At 57.0% G+C, this 16264-nt stretch carries 17 protein-coding genes; 14 read left to right on the forward strand and 3 right to left on the reverse strand.

Translation table 11 applies throughout. The features are described from left to right. The first annotated feature begins 14 nt into the window (after nt 1–14). From rbfA to HMPREF3170_RS07665, 5 genes are read left to right on the forward strand one after another with little or no spacing between them, the layout of a single operon-like run. Complete coding sequence (gene rbfA, locus HMPREF3170_RS07645; RefSeq protein WP_070478897.1) at nt 15–449, forward strand: 30S ribosome-binding factor RbfA; 435 nt, start codon at nt 15–17, stop codon at nt 447–449. 5 nt (nt 450–454) lie between these two features. Then, a complete protein-coding gene (locus HMPREF3170_RS07650) occupies nt 455–1441 on the forward strand; it encodes a DHH family phosphoesterase (RefSeq protein ID WP_070478899.1) in 987 nt (328 codons plus the stop codon). Between the two features lie 12 nt (nt 1442–1453). Beyond that, on the forward strand, nt 1454–2767 hold the full coding sequence (locus HMPREF3170_RS07655) for an MATE family efflux transporter (RefSeq protein WP_070478901.1): 1314 nt from the start codon (nt 1454–1456) through the stop codon (nt 2765–2767). A gap of 7 nt (nt 2768–2774) precedes the next feature. Next, entirely contained in the window at nt 2775–3578 is an 804-nt protein-coding gene (locus HMPREF3170_RS07660) for a metallophosphoesterase family protein (RefSeq protein WP_070478902.1), read from the forward strand. Further along, entirely contained in the window at nt 3578–4231 is a 654-nt protein-coding gene (locus HMPREF3170_RS07665; RefSeq protein ID WP_070362309.1) for a 4'-phosphopantetheinyl transferase family protein, read from the forward strand. Before HMPREF3170_RS07660 ends, HMPREF3170_RS07665 begins: the two co-directional genes overlap by 1 nt. Nucleotides 4232–4262: 31 nt before the next feature. On the opposite strand, the gene truB is transcribed toward HMPREF3170_RS07665, so the two are convergent. Next, nucleotides 4263–5156: a tRNA pseudouridine(55) synthase TruB gene (gene truB, locus HMPREF3170_RS07670; protein WP_070362310.1), complete on the reverse strand. Its 894-nt coding sequence runs from the start codon at nt 5154–5156 to the stop codon at nt 4263–4265. A gap of 30 nt (nt 5157–5186) precedes the next feature. Between truB and HMPREF3170_RS07675 the strand changes: the two genes are divergently transcribed. The 4 genes from HMPREF3170_RS07675 to HMPREF3170_RS07690 all read left to right on the forward strand — a co-directional run bounded on the left by HMPREF3170_RS07675 (nt 5187) and on the right by HMPREF3170_RS07690 (nt 9997). Further along, the gene (locus tag HMPREF3170_RS07675) at nt 5187–6179 is read left to right on the forward strand and encodes a bifunctional riboflavin kinase/FAD synthetase (RefSeq protein ID WP_070478989.1); all 993 of its coding nucleotides are present in this window, start codon (nt 5187–5189) and stop codon (nt 6177–6179) included. 38 nt (nt 6180–6217) lie between these two features. Continuing rightward, nucleotides 6218–7171, forward strand: coding sequence for a nucleoside hydrolase (locus HMPREF3170_RS07680; RefSeq protein ID WP_210385511.1), 954 nt, complete (start codon nt 6218–6220; stop codon nt 7169–7171). A 99-nt stretch (nt 7172–7270) separates the two neighbouring features. Then, nucleotides 7271–7540 (forward strand): 30S ribosomal protein S15, encoded by a 270-nt coding sequence (gene rpsO, locus HMPREF3170_RS07685; RefSeq protein WP_070362312.1) that lies wholly within the window; start codon nt 7271–7273, stop codon nt 7538–7540. A gap of 138 nt (nt 7541–7678) precedes the next feature. Next, nucleotides 7679–9997 (forward strand): polyribonucleotide nucleotidyltransferase, encoded by a 2319-nt coding sequence (locus HMPREF3170_RS07690; RefSeq protein WP_070478904.1) that lies wholly within the window; start codon nt 7679–7681, stop codon nt 9995–9997. Nucleotides 9998–10057: 60 nt separating this feature from the next. Here the strand turns inward: HMPREF3170_RS07690 and HMPREF3170_RS07695 are convergent, their stop codons facing one another. Then, a complete protein-coding gene (locus HMPREF3170_RS07695; protein ID WP_141742246.1) occupies nt 10058–10672 on the reverse strand; it encodes an AMIN-like domain-containing (lipo)protein in 615 nt (204 codons plus the stop codon). 97 nt (nt 10673–10769) lie between these two features. Here HMPREF3170_RS07695 and dapB point away from each other — a divergent pair, with 97 nt between their 5' ends. From dapB to HMPREF3170_RS07720, 5 genes are read left to right on the forward strand one after another with little or no spacing between them, the layout of a single operon-like run. Further along, entirely contained in the window at nt 10770–11516 is a 747-nt protein-coding gene (gene dapB / locus HMPREF3170_RS07700) for a 4-hydroxy-tetrahydrodipicolinate reductase (RefSeq protein ID WP_070478907.1), read from the forward strand. A 36-nt stretch (nt 11517–11552) separates the two neighbouring features. Then, on the forward strand, nt 11553–12272 hold the full coding sequence (gene thyX, locus HMPREF3170_RS07705) for an FAD-dependent thymidylate synthase (protein ID WP_246814941.1): 720 nt from the start codon (nt 11553–11555) through the stop codon (nt 12270–12272). Between the two features lie 45 nt (nt 12273–12317). Continuing rightward, on the forward strand, nt 12318–13226 hold the full coding sequence (dapA, locus tag HMPREF3170_RS07710) for a 4-hydroxy-tetrahydrodipicolinate synthase (protein WP_070478911.1): 909 nt from the start codon (nt 12318–12320) through the stop codon (nt 13224–13226). Between the two features lie 2 nt (nt 13227–13228). Further along, entirely contained in the window at nt 13229–15241 is a 2013-nt protein-coding gene (locus HMPREF3170_RS07715) for a ribonuclease J (RefSeq protein WP_070478912.1), read from the forward strand. A 53-nt stretch (nt 15242–15294) separates the two neighbouring features. Further along, the gene (locus HMPREF3170_RS07720; RefSeq protein WP_083290919.1) at nt 15295–15921 is read left to right on the forward strand and encodes a TIGR03085 family metal-binding protein; all 627 of its coding nucleotides are present in this window, start codon (nt 15295–15297) and stop codon (nt 15919–15921) included. Nucleotides 15922–16087: 166 nt separating this feature from the next. Here the strand turns inward: HMPREF3170_RS07720 and HMPREF3170_RS11960 are convergent, their stop codons facing one another. Next, nucleotides 16088–16234, reverse strand: a complete 147-nt coding sequence (locus HMPREF3170_RS11960) for a hypothetical protein (protein WP_246814942.1) — start codon at nt 16232–16234, stop codon at nt 16088–16090. Nucleotides 16235–16264: the final 30 nt, after the last annotated feature.

Consider the following 16264-nt stretch of genomic DNA (forward strand, 5'->3'; position numbering starts at 1 on the left):
GTAAAGGAGACGAAATGTCAGAGAACCCTCGCGCGCAGCGCCTGGCGAAGCAGATCCAAATGATCGTCGCTTCGGCGATAGAGCGTGAAGTGAAAGACCGTCGCCTCGAATTGGTGACTATTACGGACGTCCGGATGACCGGCGACCTACATGATGCGACTGTCTACTACACGGTACGCGGAAAGAATATCGACGACGAGCCGGATTACGATCAGGCTGCAGAGGCGCTGTACCGTCACCGAGGACAGATCCGCAAGATTGTTGGCGACCAGTTGAGTGTCCGCTTTACTCCTACGATTGAGTTCAAGCTTGATACGGTGCCGGAGTCCTCGGCGCGGATGGAAGAGCTGCTGGAGAAAGCTCGTCGTCGCGATGCAGAGCTGGCGCGACTGCGAGAGAGCGCCCAGCCAGCAGGTGAGGAAAACCCGTATAAGACGATTGAAGAGTAGGCACTATGGCGTTGTTATTTCCCCAAGCAGAGGCCGAATTTAACAAAGTTGCTGGCGCCATTAAGAACGCGTCGAATGTTGCGGTGCTGGCCCATATCAAGCCCGATGCTGATGCGATTGGATCGGCGTGCGCTCTTGTTCGAGGATTGCGGCAGATCGGAATTGAAGCCAGTGCTTACATCGGCCAGCCATTCCCGCACGCAAATAACCTGCGCTCTATTCCGGGGGTTGATGAGGTCATCTATGGGGAAGCGTTACCAGCGGATGGGCTGATCGTCACGGTTGATTGTGCCTCGGTAGACCGAACGGGATGCTACCAATCTGAGCTTATGGCGCAGCAAGAGCGGGTGATCGTGCTTGACCATCACCGTTCGAATGACGGGTTCGGAGCGCGGAACCTCATTATCGATTCTGAATCGACGACGACTATCATCCGGGAGCTGTTTACGTACCTCGGCGTCGAGTTAGACGCTGAACTAGCCTATTGCCTGTATTCCGGGCTTGTCACCGACACAGGTAACTTCCGTTGGGGTTCCCCGAGAATGCATACGCTTGCTGGAGAGTTGTTGGAATTCGGGCTCAATCCAAGGAACATATCCCTGCAGCTTTCGGACGAGATGACGGCCGATGACCTACGTTTGATGGGTAGTGCATTAGCAAGCTTGGAATCACGTCAAGTCGATGATCTCACAGTTTCGTTCATGTGTATTGATGAAGCTGCGATGCAAGCGATGAGCCAAACTGCCGTTGAAGCCGTAATTGATTACGCGCGTGTCCTCGTTGGCAGTGACGTCGGGGTTGTACTCAAGCAGTTCCACTCGGAGCGGTGGGGGATTTCCTTGCGCTCGACAAAGGTAGATGTCTCCGTCGTTGCAAGTGCGCTCGGCGGGGGTGGTCACCGCCCAGCTGCGGGGTACTCGGCGCAAGGAACGAAAGAACAGGTACAAGATCGGCTTCTCGCTGCATTGCATGACGCTTACGTTGCGGAGTAAGGCTGCTCCTGTATGACGAATACACATGGTGTGCGGGCGCGTGACATTTTTGCCTTGGCGCTACCGGCCCTCGGCGTGCTTGCGGCGAATCCTCTGTATTTGCTGCTGGATACTGCTGTGGTTGGAAGGCTGGGCACGGTTGAGCTTGCGGCGCTCGCTGCTGGTACTGCGGTGCAATCTACGGTGACCACGCAGCTGACGTTTCTTTCCTACGGCACTACCGCGCGTAGCTCGCGTCTTTACGGCGCAGGTCGGCGTGCTGATGCGGTCGCGGAAGGCGTCCAGGCTTCGTGGGTGGCAATACTCGTGGGCCTCGGATTGGCGTCGATTATTTGGCTGTTCGCCGAACCCATCGCGTTCGCGTTGACTCAGAATGCGGAAACGTCTGCTGACGCGGCGCAGTGGATGCATGTCGCGGCGGTCGCTATTCCGCTGACGCTGCTGATTATGGCAGGTAATGGTTGGATGCGAGGAGTGCAAAACACCAGGCTACCGTTTGTGTTGACGCTGTGCGGTCTTGTACCCGGGGCGGTTCTATTGCCTTTGCTTGTTGACCACTTTGGGCTGGTGGGCTCTGCTGTGGCCAACGTAATAGGAATGGGAATTACCGCTTCACTATTCGTTGGGGCGCTTGTAAAGGAACATCGAGGAGAGGGCGCTGTTTGGCGCCCACAGTGGAATGTCATTGCCCATCAGTTGGTGCTTGGACGTGACTTGATTTTGCGCTCCGCCTCCTTTCAGATTTCGTTGCTCGCCGCTACTGCAGTCGCTGGTCGTTTTGGTGTCTTCGCATTGGCCGCGCACCAGGTGTTGCTGCAGTTGTGGAACTTCCTGAGCCTCGTGCTGGACTCGCTCGCAATTGCAGCTCAGACGCTTACAGGGGCTGCACTTGGGCAGGGAAACGTGGAGCGCGCAAGAGGGACAGGTGCAGCTGTTACGCGCTACGCTACGGTGTTTGCGGTTGTGCTCGCTGCGGTTTTTCTTGTGTTCGATGGGCCAATCCAGTCGATTTTTACGCATGATCCTGGCATGGCAGACGCGCTGGCTGTCCCTTGGCGGTGGTTGGTGGCGATGATCGTTGTGGGGGGTGCGGTGTTTGCGCTCGACGGGGTGCTGCTTGGAGCGAGTGACGCTGTCTTCCTGCGCAACCTTTCGATTGGCGCAATGCTCGGTGGATTTTTGCCTTTGACGTTGTTGTCCATGTGGCTGGGGTGGGGTCTCGCGGGTGTGTGGGCCGGCTATTTTGTCTCAGTCGTGTTGCGTCTGGTGGGAGTGCTGTGGCGGTTCCGTTCGATGAAGTGGGCGCGCACCGGGGTAGAGGAGTGAGTACGTCATGCTAGGTCCGACACTGTGGGCGGTCAGCGACCTGCATGCTGCAGTAAAGGCGAATCAGGCCAAGATCGACCTCATTCAACCGCGGCATGAGGGGGATTGGCTGATTGTCGCGGGTGATGTTGCAGAGAAATTTGAGCTGATAGTCAACGTGATGGGTGTACTTGCTCAACGGTTTGAGAAAGTCATCTGGGCCCCTGGAAACCACGAGCTGTTCTCTAGCGAGCGATCACGCTACAGAGGCCGTGATAAGTACGTTGCGCTAGTCCAGGCAATGCGAGAACTCGGCGTTGTAACGCCTGAGGACCCGTACCCGGTATTCCACGGCATTACGGTGGCGCCACTGTTTACTCTGTACGACTACTCGTTTCGCCCTCAGCATTTAAGTGTCGACGCCGCGCTGAAGAAAGCTCGCGACAACAACATTCTGATGACGGACGAGTTTGCTATCCGCCCATTTGTAGATACTCGTGCGTGGTGCTGGGAGCGCTTGGCGTACACAACGAAGCGCCTTTCTCGCGTGCACGGTAAGACGATCTTGGTCAACCACTGGCCACTGGTAAAGGAGCCAACGCACCGCCTGTTCTACGGGGACATTGCCATGTGGTGCGGGACCCGGCACACGCGCAGTTGGCCTAAGCGGTTCCAGGCACAGGCCGTAGTCTACGGACACCTTCATATCCCGGGGACCGTACATGTAGACGGCATTCCGCATATTGAAGTGTCGTTGGGGTACCCCAGGGAGTGGCAGCGCTGGCCAGAGGAACATCGTTGGCCGTACCCAGTCTGGGAGGTGAACCGCTAGTGCGCGATCTGTCATTATTCCCTCCCTCTGCGCGGTTCGTCTCTCTTCGAACTGATGACGGCCATAATCTCCGCAATTACGATAATCTCGACGAGCAGGAGAAAGGCGTTGTCCGCGGAGCGGTCGATATCCGGAAAGGGGAGTTCGGCGATGCCCGTTGGTGTGCGCACCGCGCCCTCGACGAACTAGGGGTCGAAGGTCCTCACCGCATCATGCGGGGCGAAGCTGGGATGCCGTTGTGGCCCGACGGCGTGTGCGGCTCCTTGACGCATACGGATGGTTTTCGTGCGGCGGTCGTTGCGCCACTCAACAAGGTGCGCTCTATCGGTATTGATGCTGAGCTGGCGGAGCCGCTTCCGGAAGGCGTATTGCCCCAAATCGCGTGCCCAACCGAGCTTGAGATGTTGGACGCACTTCGGGCAGAGGGCTGCTTCTGGGCTGATCGGCTGCTGTTCTGCGCGAAAGAGGCCACATATAAATGTTGGTTCCCGTTGGCGCGAAAGATGTTGGAATTCGATCAGGCGGAAATCTATATCCGGCCGAACGGAACATTTGTTTCGTACATTCTCGAGCGGCCGACGCCCGCTCCGTTCTTTGAGGGGCGCTGGGTGCACCGGGCTGGCTACGTCATCACTTCTGCGTTTCTGTTGTAGCGACAAACGCGAAAAACGGCGTTAGCGCTGACTACAGCGTGGATGGGCGCGCGACAAACACCGTGGCAAGACGCTTCTTGGATTCTTTCACAAGGGCGACGACGCGGCCGTCGTCACGTTGTGCAGCGTGTACACCCGAAAGTCCGCGAGGTTCGAGCCATTTGCCCATAGCGAGGGCGTCGTATTCATCGTTGGTGACGGGCAGTACCGGCCAACAGGTAGCGCAGGCTTCGTCGAGGGTGAGGCTGAAGCGCGGGTGAGCCTGGATGTCTTCCAGCTCCAATGCGTGCTCGAGGTTAAAGGGCCCGACTGTGGTTCGGCGAAGCGCAGTCAGGTGCCCGCCGGTGTGTAGGGTCTCACCTAGATCGCGTGCGAGCGCGCGAATGTACGTCCCCGAGGAGCAGTGCACACGGACATCGACGTCAATCCAGGTATCGACGCGAGCGATGCCCAAAATGCTGTACTCGTGAATTGTTACTGGTCGGGCTGGGATCTCGACATCGTGTCCTTCGCGGACGAGCTGATGTGCGCGCTTGCCGTCGATTTTGATTGCGGACACGCTTGAGGGACGCTGCATGATATCGCCGCGGAAGCTGTCGATGGCGTCGATAATGTCGGCGTCAGTGACTGCATCGGTGGGGGAGGTGCTGACGACCTCGCCCTCGGCGTCATCCGTCGTGGTGGCGGCACCGAGCCGAATGGTTGCCTCGTACGTCTTGGTTTCCGCGACGAGGTGGGCGAGGAGCTTTGTGCCACGCTCGATACCGACAACCAGTACTCCAGTCGCCATCGGATCCAAGGTGCCGGCATGACCAACTTTGCGGGTCCCGAAAGCACGGCGAAGGCGTGCGACCACGTCGTGGCTTGTGAGACCTTGTGGCTTATCGATGACAACAATTCCAGATGTAGCGAGGGGATCACTCATAGCTCTTTAGTATGCCGTACGCTATTGCACGTGGATATTTTGCACGGTCTTAATGCTGTACCGGAATCGTTCGGTGCCCTTGACGGCACCGTGCTGACGATAGGGGTCTTTGACGGGGTCCACCGCGGTCACCAGATGCTGATCAAAGCAGCTGTTGATGAGGCGAAGCGTCTCCAGGTGCCATGCGTGGTGATGACATTTGAGCCGCACCCGGTAGCAGTATTTCGTCCGGAAGCCGCGCCCACGGCGCTGATGCCACTCGAGGAGCGGGCGCGGCTGATCGCTGAGCTTGGCGTGGACGCGCTGATCGTTATCGATTTCCGCAAAGAGCTTGCGGGGGAGAGTGCACAAGACTATTTCGACAAAGTAGTGATGGGCACCTTGCATGCTCGTCACGTCTTTGTGGGCGAGAATTTCACGTTCGGACGAGATGCTTCCGGCACGTCGCAGACGATGGTGCAGCTCGGTGAGCAGAATGGTGTTGATGTGACAGTAGTCCGCCTGCTGAAAGAGGGCGCGACAAGAATTTGTTCAACGGCGATTCGGGACGAGCTTGCACAAGGCAACATCAGCGTGGCTAAGGACTACATGGGCAGGCCGTTCTCCGTCGTGGGTCCGATCAAGCGGGGTGCTGGGCGAGGAGGTCGCGAGCTCGGTTACCCGACCGCGAATCAGTATGTTGCTGACGTTTCTGCCCTCCCGAAAGATGGGGTGTACGCGGGGTGGCTCACAATTATCGACGATGCCCCCATCGGCGGGAACATGGTTCCGGGAAAGCGCTACCCGGCTGCGATTTCAGTCGGCACTAATCCGACGTTCGGTGACAAGCGGCGCAGTGTCGAGTCCTACGTGCTTGATAGAGATGCTGACCTCTACGATCGGATGGCCCGCGTCGAATTTGTGGCGAAGGTTCGCGACATGGTCAAGTTCGATTCCGTTGACGAGCTTCTGGAGCACATGGCTCGGGACGTTTCCCGGACCCGCGAACTCTTAAGCGAGCCTGTTGCTGATTCCGTAGAATAAAGCCGTTGCTGATCTGTGTTGCTTGAAAGGTTTTTGCTGTGACCATCAAGATGATTCTCGACGTAGACACCGGTATCGACGACGCGTTGGCGTTGGCATACGCTATGGCTTCACCTGAAGTGGAACTTGTCGGCGTGACATCGACATATGGAAACGTCACGGTGGCTGATAGCGTTCGCAACAGTCTCGCGATTCTCGAGTTATTCGGGCGCACCGATATTCCCGTGTTCGCTGGCCCGACGCATGCTCGTGCCAAGGATAGCTTTGAAGTGCTGGAGATTTCGCAGTTCATTCACGGCGTAAACGGTATAGGGGAGGCGCAACTTCCGGATGCCCATCGCGCTGTCGAGGAAGCCTCCGCGGTGGACTTCATGGTCGACGCGTTCCACCGCTACGGCGACGAGTTAGTGATTGTTCCTGTCGGACCTCTGACGACGGTCGCAGCTGCCATGGAAGCCGATAAAGACTTTGCAGACAGTGCCAGGATTGTGATGATGGGCGGTGCGTTGACCGTGCCGGGAAACGTCAATACGTGCACTGAGGCGAACATCAATCAGGACCCCGAAGCTGCTGACTTTGTGATGCGCAGGGCACAGAACCTCACCATGATCGGGCTCGATGTCACTTTGCAGACGTTGTTGACGTCGAAGGAAACCGCGGTGTGGAAGGAGTTGGGCACGTCTCAAGGCAACTTCTTGGCAGAGGCGACTGACTTTTACATCAAGGCATATGAAACAACTTCGCCGCATCTTGGTGGGTGCGGGCTGCATGACCCGTTGGCGGTAGCAGTTGCGATAGATCCCAGCCTGGTTGACTGCATTGGTATAAACCTGCGCACGGACCTCGAAGAGCCAACTCGTGGACGAACGATCGGGGACCCGGAGCGCTTGAATGACCCGAAGAAGACGAGTCAGGTTGCAGTTGGCGTCGACGTTGATCGATTCCTCGATGAGTTCATGACACGTTTGACCAACCTGGCGCGCAGCAGCTAAAGTAGTCCAGGCTTTGTGCGTATTGAGACTGTGGTTCGCAGCAGTTGCAGCACAAAGTGGTCAAAGTATATGCGGACTGAAACAAATGAGGAGTTTTTCATGGCGCTGAACGCTGAGAAAAAGGCAGAGATTCTGAAGACCTACGGTGTGCACGAGACTGACACCGGTTCCCCGGAGGCACAGGTTGCGCTGCTCACCGAGCGCATCAACAACCTGACTGAGCACCTGAAGTTCCACCAGCACGACCACCACTCCCGTCGTGGCCTGCTGCTGCTGGTTGGTCGCCGTCGTGGTCTGCTGAAGTACCTGCGCGAGAACAACGTCGAGCGCTACCGTGACCTGATTGCTCGTCTCGGCCTGCGTCGTTAAGACGATCACGTCATAAGGCTTCAAACCCCCGCTCTGGCTTTTCAGGGCGGGGGTTTAGCTGTGTCTGAAGCGTGGTGAAATCCCTGGCAGGGTGGTAGAGTGTGCTTCGTTCTAAATGACACAAAAACGGCGACATCGATGATCGCCCGGAGATCCAAGGAGAGGGATCAATTGAGCAGTTTTAAGCCGAGAAATTCGTACGAAATCCACGTTGATGAAGAGTATGGGGTTACCGAAGCAGTAGCGTCGCTCGACAACGGTGATTTCGGTTCTCGCACCATTCGTTTTGAGACGGGCCAGTTGGCTCGCCAGGCAGATGGGTCGGTGACGACCTACCTGGACGATGACACCATGATGCTTGCGACGACGACGGCGTCGAATAACCCCCGCGAAGGCTTTGATTTCTTCCCTCTGACCGTTGATGTCGAGGAGCGGATGTATGCCGCGGGCCGTATCCCGGGCTCGTTCTTCCGCCGCGAAGGCCGCCCATCCACCGAGGCGATCCTTGCTTGCCGTCTCATCGACCGCCCACTGCGCCCAACCTTCGTGAAGGGGCTGCGCAACGAGGTTCAGGTCGTGATTACCGTCCTGTCGATCGCCCCGGAAGAGTACTACGACGTTGTCGCTATCAACGGAGCTTCCGCGGCAACGCAGCTTTCTGGCCTGCCGGTTTCGGGCCCTGTTGGTGGTGTGCGTATGGCATTGATCGCTGACGATAAACACCCAGAAGGCCAGTGGGTTGCATTCCCGAATCATGAGCAGCACCAGCGTGCCATCTTCGAGATGGTTGTTGCGGGCCGCATTGTTGAGCGCAAGCGTGGCCGTAAGACGGAAGTGGATGTTGCAATCATGATGGTTGAGGCAGGAGCTGGCGCGAACGTCGTCAAGCTGATCGCTGACGGCGCACCTGCACCTACCGAGGAAACCGTCGCAGACGGTCTGGAGGCTGCGAAACCGTACATCAAGACGCTGTGTGAGGCGCAGCGCGATCTTGCAGCTCAGTTCGACAAGGAGCGCAAGGAGTTCCCGCTATTCCCGGCATACACCGATGAGGTGTTTGAAGCAGTGGAGAAGAAGGCATCGAAGAAGCTCGCTTCCTTCCTGACCATCGCTGGCAAGCAGGAGCGCGAAGAGAAGATCAACGCGTACATCGAGGACATCGAAGAAGATGTGCTTGACCGCCTCGACGTCGACGAAGATGACGACGATGTTGCTGCTGTGGTGAAGGAGATTCGCGCGGCGTACAACGCACTGCAGAAGGAGATTGTTCGAGGCAAGATCCTGAAGGATGGCTACCGTATCGACGGCCGCAGCGTGACCGCGATCCGTGACCTTGGTGTTGAAGTCGAACTCGTCCCGCGTGCGCATGGTTCGGCACTGTTCGAGCGCGGCGAGACCCAGATCCTTGGTGTGACGACGCTTGACATGTTGAAGATGGAACAGCCAATCGATTCGCTGAGCCCTGAGACTTCGAAGCGTTACATTCACCACTACAACTTCCCACCGTATTCGACCGGTGAAACAGGTCGCGTTGGCTCCCCGAAGCGCCGCGAAATCGGTCACGGTGCTCTTGCAGAGCGCGCGCTGTTGCCAGTGATACCTTCGCGCGAAGACTTCCCGTACACGATTCGCCAGGTTTCTGAGGCGCTGAGCTCTAACGGTTCGACGTCGATGGGCTCCGTGTGCGCATCGACGCTGTCTCTGTACAACGCTGGTGTGCCACTGGCTGCTCCGGTCGCGGGTATTGCGATGGGCCTTGTGTCGGGTGACGTCGATGGTGAGACGAAGTACGTCGCTCTGACGGACATTCTGGGCGCGGAAGATGCGTTCGGCGATATGGACTTCAAGGTGGCAGGCACCCGCGAGTTCATCACCGCCCTGCAGCTTGATACCAAGCTGGACGGCATTCCATCTGATGTGCTCGCTTCGGCTCTGAAGCAGGCGCATGATGCTCGAGAGACCATCCTGGATACGATGGCAGAGGTCATCGATTCGCCGGATGACATGAGCTCGTTGGCACCGAAAATCACCACGGTGAAGGTTCCTGTTTCCAAGATTGGTGAGGTCATTGGCCCGAAGGGCAAGATGATCAACTCGATTACCGAGGAAACCGGCGCGGACATCTCGATTGAAGAGGACGGGACCGTGTACGTCTCGGCAACCAGTGGCGAAGCGGCAGACGCCGCGATCGATAAGATCAACGCAATTGCTAACCCACAGTTGCCGAAGGTAGGCGAGCACTACCTGGGTACCGTGGTCAAAACCGTTGCATTCGGCGCGTTCGTTTCGATCGTCCCGGGAACCGACGGCCTGATTCATATCTCGAACTTGGGTGGCAACAAGCGCATCGAGAAGGTCGAGGACGTTGTCAACGTCGGTGACAAGATCGAGGTCGAGATTCGTGATATTGATAATCGCGGCAAGATCTCCCTTGTTCCTGTTGAGCAGGACAAGTAGTCTCACCGCTTAAAGAAGTGGCCAGGGCATTTACGCCCTGGCCACTACGCGTTTGCCGAGCTAACGGTGGACGTCAATAACTAGCCGTGTTGGACTTTCCAACACCGTGGCCTCAAACGAACGCTGCCGGTCGAGTCCGATGAAGAACTGCGACTGGTTCTCAAACGTGCCGCCGTTGGTGATCCCAGCGACGTTGCCGGTTGCCAGCTGATATGGGCCAGCGGAGATAAGGTCAGGGTTGCTCGGGAGTCGATCCATCGGTGTGCCGTCGATGAGCACCTCCAAGATATTGTTACCGGTGACCGCGAGCTCGTGGCCGGAGGCCTGCTGGAGTGCCTTATCGGTGTACTGAATTCGGTATCCAGGTAGGCCATTGCCTGAGAACTCGAAGACGACGCGGTCATAAGTCTCATGGCTACCGACTCGAACATCCTGGAGCGTTAGCTCAGGGGCACCTTCGGGCGGAGCGAAAGCGTTGAGAGCGACTGGGGCTGCGGGAGATGCGGCAGCCGACACCGTTGACTCCGTAGCAGATGCGTCTTGCGTAGTGGTAGCTGTAGCGCTTTCAGTGGACGCGGTTGCTGTGGACGGCTCTGTCACTTCGGAGCCCGTGCCGCACGCGGTGAGCAGTGCAGCCACGGTGAGGACACCGGGGAGGATCAAGCTTCTCTTCATGCTTTTCGAGTGTACCGAACCACACCTGCCTCACGGCGCGCTACAGTGACAGCAGTAGATCGAATGTAACTCGTATGTAGAGAATTGAGGAATGAAAATGTCAATCAAAGTCGGTGTATTAGGGGCGCATGGGCGCGTTGGTACCGCAGTTGTAGCGGGCGTGCGCGCTGCTGATGATCTTGAACTTGTCGCCGAAATTGATAAAGACGACAGCTTAGACAAACTTCTGGACGCTGGCGCCGAAGTTATCGTTGACTTCACCACTCCTGACTCCGTTATGGGCAACCTCGAATTCTGCATCAAGCACGGTATCTACTGTGTTGTCGGTACAACAGGCTTTGACGACGATCGCTACGACCAAGTACGCAGCTGGTGTGCTGCTTCGCAGGGCACTGGCGTTCTCATTGCGCCTAACTTCGCCATCTCAGCTGTATTGACGATGTCCTTTGCTCGCCAGGCGGCCAAGTTCTTCGAGTCAGCCGAGGTAGTTGAGTACCACCATCCGAACAAGCTGGATGCACCGTCCGGCACTGCGGTAAAGACAGCGCAAGGGATTGCAGAGGCCCGAAAGGCCGCCGGAATGCAACCTTGTCCGGATGCCACTGTGCAGGAACTCGATGGAGCGCGCGGCACAGATATCGATGGTGTCCGAGTCCACGCTGTGCGTATGACCGGAATGGTTGCGCATGAGGAAGTTATCTTCGGCACCGTCGATCAGTCGTTGACTATCCGCCAAGATTCCTATGGGCGTGATTCGTTCGTACCGGGTGTATTGCTCGGCGTACGAAACGTCATGGATCATCCAGGCCTCACGATTGGCCTTGACAAGTTCCTCGGGCTGTAACAGATGCAGCCGCAGCGCCAACTCAGCATCCAGCTCGTGGCAGCATCAACGTTCGAACCGCCAGCCGGATTGGGCTGGTGGCCTTCATCTGGTGCAGCGACGGCGGATGCTGTCGTCGAATTTGCAGGCAGGGCAAGCTATGACTCCTTCGGCGACAATGAGTCTCACACTTCGAGCACGGACGCCTTCCTGCATCACATCATTGATGCCGGCAACCTCTCGCTGCTCGAGCATGCAAGCGTGACGCTGTATATTCAGGGAATCTCAATGGCCACCAGCCATGAGATATTGCGACACCGAGACTTTTCAGTCAGCGAGCTTTCACAGTACTCCTTACCTGAAGAGCAAAGAGGAGTCGTGGTTCCTAGCGTTGTGCAGCGGGACGAGCAACTTCAACGGTTTTTCGAGCACGCGATTGAAGACGCTGCGTTTGTGCACGACGAATTGCATAACGCGGTGGAAGCAAGTCTGACGGATGAGAAGAATGTGTTACTGCGCAAGCAACAGGTACGCGAGGCAGCTATGGCACTTGCTCCGGCTGCGAGAGAAACCCGACTTGTTGTCAGCGGCAACCTCCGGACTTGGCGGAATTTTGTTGCGACCAGGGCAGCTGAGCACAGTGGGGAGGAACTACGAGCAGTCGCCGTGAGGTGTCTGGAACTTTTGAGTGAGTGCGCACCCGTCTTGTTCGAGGACTTCGTTGTCACAACGCTGCCGGACGGGACTAAGAAGGCAACAACCCAGTACAAAACGTAGCGGTGGAGTTACATTCAGCCAGCAAAAAGGGTACGCTCTTTTGGCATGGGCACTTCTATGAAAGCTAGTATCGGTGCTGACGTTTTCGGCACAGTCTGCGTCGCAATGGTCACGCCGTTCGATAAGCATGGCGAGCTAGACGTTAAGGCAGGACGAGCATTAGCTGCCCACCTTGTCGGCAATGGCATTGATGCCCTCGTGCTTGCGGGCACGACGGGCGAATCGCCAACGACAACCAGTGAAGAGAAAGTCGCGTTACTGAAAGCGGTGCGTGAAGAAGTTGGCGATAGCGCCAAACTTATCGCCGGAGTAGGCACGAACGATACCCGAAAGTCCGTCGCATTGGCGAAGGAAGCTGCTGAGGCAGGGGCTGATGGCCTCTTGGTTGTCACGCCGTATTACTCGAAGCCGTCTCAAGACGGCGTGTTTGCGCACTTCCGGGAGATCGCGTCTGCAACTTCGTTGCCGATCTGCCTCTACGACATTCCAGGACGCTCTGCGATTCCGATTGCTTCGGACACCATTGCGAAGTTGGCGGAATTGCCAACCGTAGTTGCGATGAAGGACGCGAAAGGCGACTTCTTCCAGGCAGCACCGTTGATCCAATCAACAGGTCTGGCATGGTATTCGGGGGACGACCCTCTGAACCTGCCGTGGCTGGCCATGGGGGCAACCGGTGTGATCTCGGTTGTAGGCCACGCAGCACCGCAAGCATTGCGCGAGCTCATCACAAGCTTCGAGGAAGGCGACCTCGTCCGTGCGCGGGAAATTAACGCCAACGTCATCGATGTTCTCGCACATCAACAGGCGATTCTCGGTGGCACAACATTTGCAAAGGCTGCCCTGCGTCTGCAGGGCATTGAAGTAGGCGAACCACGCCTGCCAGTGGTCGGAGCGACCTCTGAGCAGGTAGAGGTTCTCAGAGAAGATTTGAAGAAGGCTGGAGTCCTTTAAGTATGAACGAACCCCGTACACGCTCACGCAAAGTGACGCGTAAAGCAGGGCCACCTGAGGCCACTGAACAGAAGCCGGTGTTTCAGGCACCGAAGCAGGCCGCAGGAACTGCAAGTAATGAAGATGACAAGGGCTCTGAGAAGTCACAGCGGGATAACAAGTCCCGGAACTCGAACGGAAATGGCGGTAACGGCAGGAATCGCCGCCGCGGCCGTGGACGCGGTAACAACGGCGGTGGCCGCCGTAACCCGGTGAAGTCGATGCAGGGCGCAGACTTGACGAAGCGCCTCCCGGCTCCTCCGAAGGCACCGAAGGGAACCCTGCGTATTTACGCCTTGGGTGGTATTTCCGAAATCGGTCGTAATATGACGGTGTTTGAATACAACGGACGCCTGCTCATCGTTGACTGTGGTGTGCTGTTCCCGAACTCCGGTGAACCAGGCGTTGATCTTGTGCTGCCTGACTTTGGTCCGATTGAAAAGAAGTTGGACAAGGTCGAGGCCCTGGTTGTCACTCATGGACATGAAGACCACATTGGCGCAATCCCGTGGCTGTTGAAGCTGCGCCCGGATATCCCGATTTACTCGTCGCGTTTCACCAATGCGCTGATTGCTGCGAAGACGAAGGAGCACCGTCAGCGTCCGAAGTTGCATGAGGTGAACAAGGATTCTTCCGTCAACTTGGGCCCATTCCACGTGCGTTTCTGGCACGTGAATCACTCCATTCCGCAGTGTCTCGGCCTGTCTATTAAGACCGGCGCGGGTCATGTTGTGATGACTGGTGATGTCAAGGTGGACCAGACTCCGTACGACGGAATGCCGACGGACCTGCCGGCGCTGTCGCGTTACGGTGACGAAGGCGTCGATCTGTTTATGTGTGACTCCACGAACGCTACGGTGCCGGGTATTTCTGCATCCGAGGCCGGTATCGAGGAGACACTGACGCGTTTGGTGAGCCAGGCGAAGCAGCGCGTTGTGATTGCTTCGTTTGCTTCCAACGTTGCTCGCGTCCAAATGGCAGTCAACGCGGCTGTAGCGAATGGTCGCAAGGTTGCCTTCAACGGCCGCTCCATGTTGAGAAATATGGAAATCGCCGAGAAGATGAGCCTGCTGAAGGCTCCGAAGAACACGATTATCCCTATCGAAGAAGCTGCCAAGATGGCGCCGCATAAGGTTGTGCTGATCACAACGGGTACGCAGGGCGAGCCGATGGCTGCGCTTTCGCGTATGTCGCGCCGTGAACACCGCCAGATCACCATCCGCGACGGTGACATGATCATCCTGTCGTCTTCCCTGATCCCAGGTAATGAGGAAGCTGTGTTCGCGGCGATCAACAACCTCGCACAAATCGGTGCGACTGTGGTGACGAACTCCGAAGCTCATGTCCACGCTTCTGGCCACGGCTACGCCGGTGAGCTTCTCTTCCTGTACAACGCAGCACGCCCGACTTGCGCTATGCCTGTGCACGGTGAGTGGCGCCACATGCGCGCGAACAAGGAGCTCGCTATTGCGACCGGTGTGAAGCCGGAGAATACCGCACTTGCTCAAAATGGTGTTGTGGTTGACATGACGAAGGGCAAGATCAAGGTTGTTGGCCAGTACCAGGTCGGACAGCTTTATGTTGATGGCGCGACGATGGGCGACGTAGACCCGGACGTGCTGGCAGACCGCAGCTCGCTTGCCTCAGGTGGCGTTGTCTCGATTACCTGCGTGATCGACGACCGCACGAGTAGCCTCATTGAGGTACCGCGCGTCTCCACCACTGGTTTCTCTGAAGACGACCGTGACTTCAATAAGAAGGTCGTCGAGCGTGTCCAGGAAGTTATGGGTGATTTGGCTGCAGAAGGGGAGAATGACCCGTACCGCATGGTGCAGCAGCTTCGTCGTCAGCTCTCGCGAACGATTGAGCAGAAGTACAAGCGTGAGCCAGTCATTCTTCCAACCGTGGTTCCAACCGCGGCGGATATTGGACCGGCAGAAGACGCTGATGTTCAAGCAACACGAGAGTCGCTTTAATACCTGACACTTTTGTGAGCAGAACTATGGGCCCTGGCACTATGCTAGGGCCCATGTCATTTGCAAAGACTGAACGAAATCAACTCGCTGAACTGTTACTCGAAGTCGGGCCTGAAGCACCGACGCTGTGCGAGGGCTGGAACACTCGCGATTTGGCGACGCACCTCTATATCCGTGAACGAAGGCCATTAGCTGCCATCGGAATATTCGTAAAGCGAGCGAGGAAGTTTTTGGAGGCGGAGGAAGCCCGACTTGCATCATGGTCGTACGAGGATCTTGTGCGTCTCTGGGCCATCGGTCCGCCTTCGCTTTTCAAGCCGAGTGACGACACGTTAAATACAGCCGAGCACTTTATTCACCACGAAGACGTTCGTCGAGGTAGAGGTAAGGTCGAGCCTCGGCAGTTTAGTGCCGTCACCAACAAAGAACTTTTGAAGCTTGCGAAGCGGTTTGGTTCAGTCACGCTGAAAGGTGTTGCGGTACCTGTGATTTTGACGCCCCCGGACTTGCCTCCTGCGGTCATTGGCGAAGGCGTCGGCGTTTCAAAGCAGGGCGATAACGTCGTCCGCGTATATGGCGAACCCGGGGAACTATTGTTGTGGGCCGCCGGTCGCAGCGCGGTCGAAGTGGATGTAACCGGTGCGGTTGAAGCTCTTGCTGGAGTAGATATCAAGTTGTAGTACTTGATTCATTCGCCTGTAACAATATCTGTGGTTTTAGAGTGGCGGATGGTAATAATGGTGCGCAAGGTACTAATGTGTAGCACATGTCTGCCAGGAAACCAGCGCCACGAAATACGCGAGCTTCGACAGGCCCGCGGGACCGTGCACGTTCAACGACGAGCCGTTACGGTGCCCCAGCGTCGATGACGCATCCACCGACCTCGTCCATGGTCGCGGCAGAGACTGCCGATGAACGGGTCGGGTCCGCGACGAGAGTCGTCGGAAGCTCAATTGGCAGTGCAGTTCGCGGAGCTGGTTCGTTGCTTACCAAACTTCGACCACGCCGTAAGGAGAGTTTTGA

The sequence above is a fragment of the Corynebacterium sp. HMSC08D02 genome (assembly GCF_001807505.1).
GTDB classification, from domain to species: Bacteria; Actinomycetota; Actinomycetes; order Mycobacteriales; family Mycobacteriaceae; genus Corynebacterium; species Corynebacterium pseudogenitalium.

Coding starts and splice junctions, on each gene's coding strand:
- HMPREF3170_RS07650 (WP_070478899.1), top strand. CDS start 455: ATGGCGTTGTTATTTCCCCAAGCAGAGGCCGAATTTAACAAAGTTGCT.
- HMPREF3170_RS07660 (WP_070478902.1), top strand. CDS start 2,775: ATGCTAGGTCCGACACTGTGGGCGGTCAGCGACCTGCATGCTGCAGTA.
- HMPREF3170_RS07720 (WP_083290919.1), top strand. CDS start 15,295: ATGTCATTTGCAAAGACTGAACGAAATCAACTCGCTGAACTGTTACTC.
- rpsO (WP_070362312.1), top strand. CDS start 7,271: ATGGCGCTGAACGCTGAGAAAAAGGCAGAGATTCTGAAGACCTACGGT.
- truB (WP_070362310.1), bottom strand. CDS start 5,156: ATGAGTGATCCCCTCGCTACATCTGGAATTGTTGTCATCGATAAGCCA.
- HMPREF3170_RS07715 (WP_070478912.1), top strand. CDS start 13,229: ATGAACGAACCCCGTACACGCTCACGCAAAGTGACGCGTAAAGCAGGG.
- HMPREF3170_RS07655 (WP_070478901.1), top strand. CDS start 1,454: ATGACGAATACACATGGTGTGCGGGCGCGTGACATTTTTGCCTTGGCG.
- dapA (WP_070478911.1), top strand. CDS start 12,318: ATGGGCACTTCTATGAAAGCTAGTATCGGTGCTGACGTTTTCGGCACA.
- HMPREF3170_RS07690 (WP_070478904.1), top strand. CDS start 7,679: ATGATCGCCCGGAGATCCAAGGAGAGGGATCAATTGAGCAGTTTTAAG.
- dapB (WP_070478907.1), top strand. CDS start 10,770: ATGTCAATCAAAGTCGGTGTATTAGGGGCGCATGGGCGCGTTGGTACC.
- rbfA (WP_070478897.1), top strand. CDS start 15: ATGTCAGAGAACCCTCGCGCGCAGCGCCTGGCGAAGCAGATCCAAATG.
- HMPREF3170_RS07695 (WP_141742246.1), bottom strand. CDS start 10,672: ATGAAGAGAAGCTTGATCCTCCCCGGTGTCCTCACCGTGGCTGCACTG.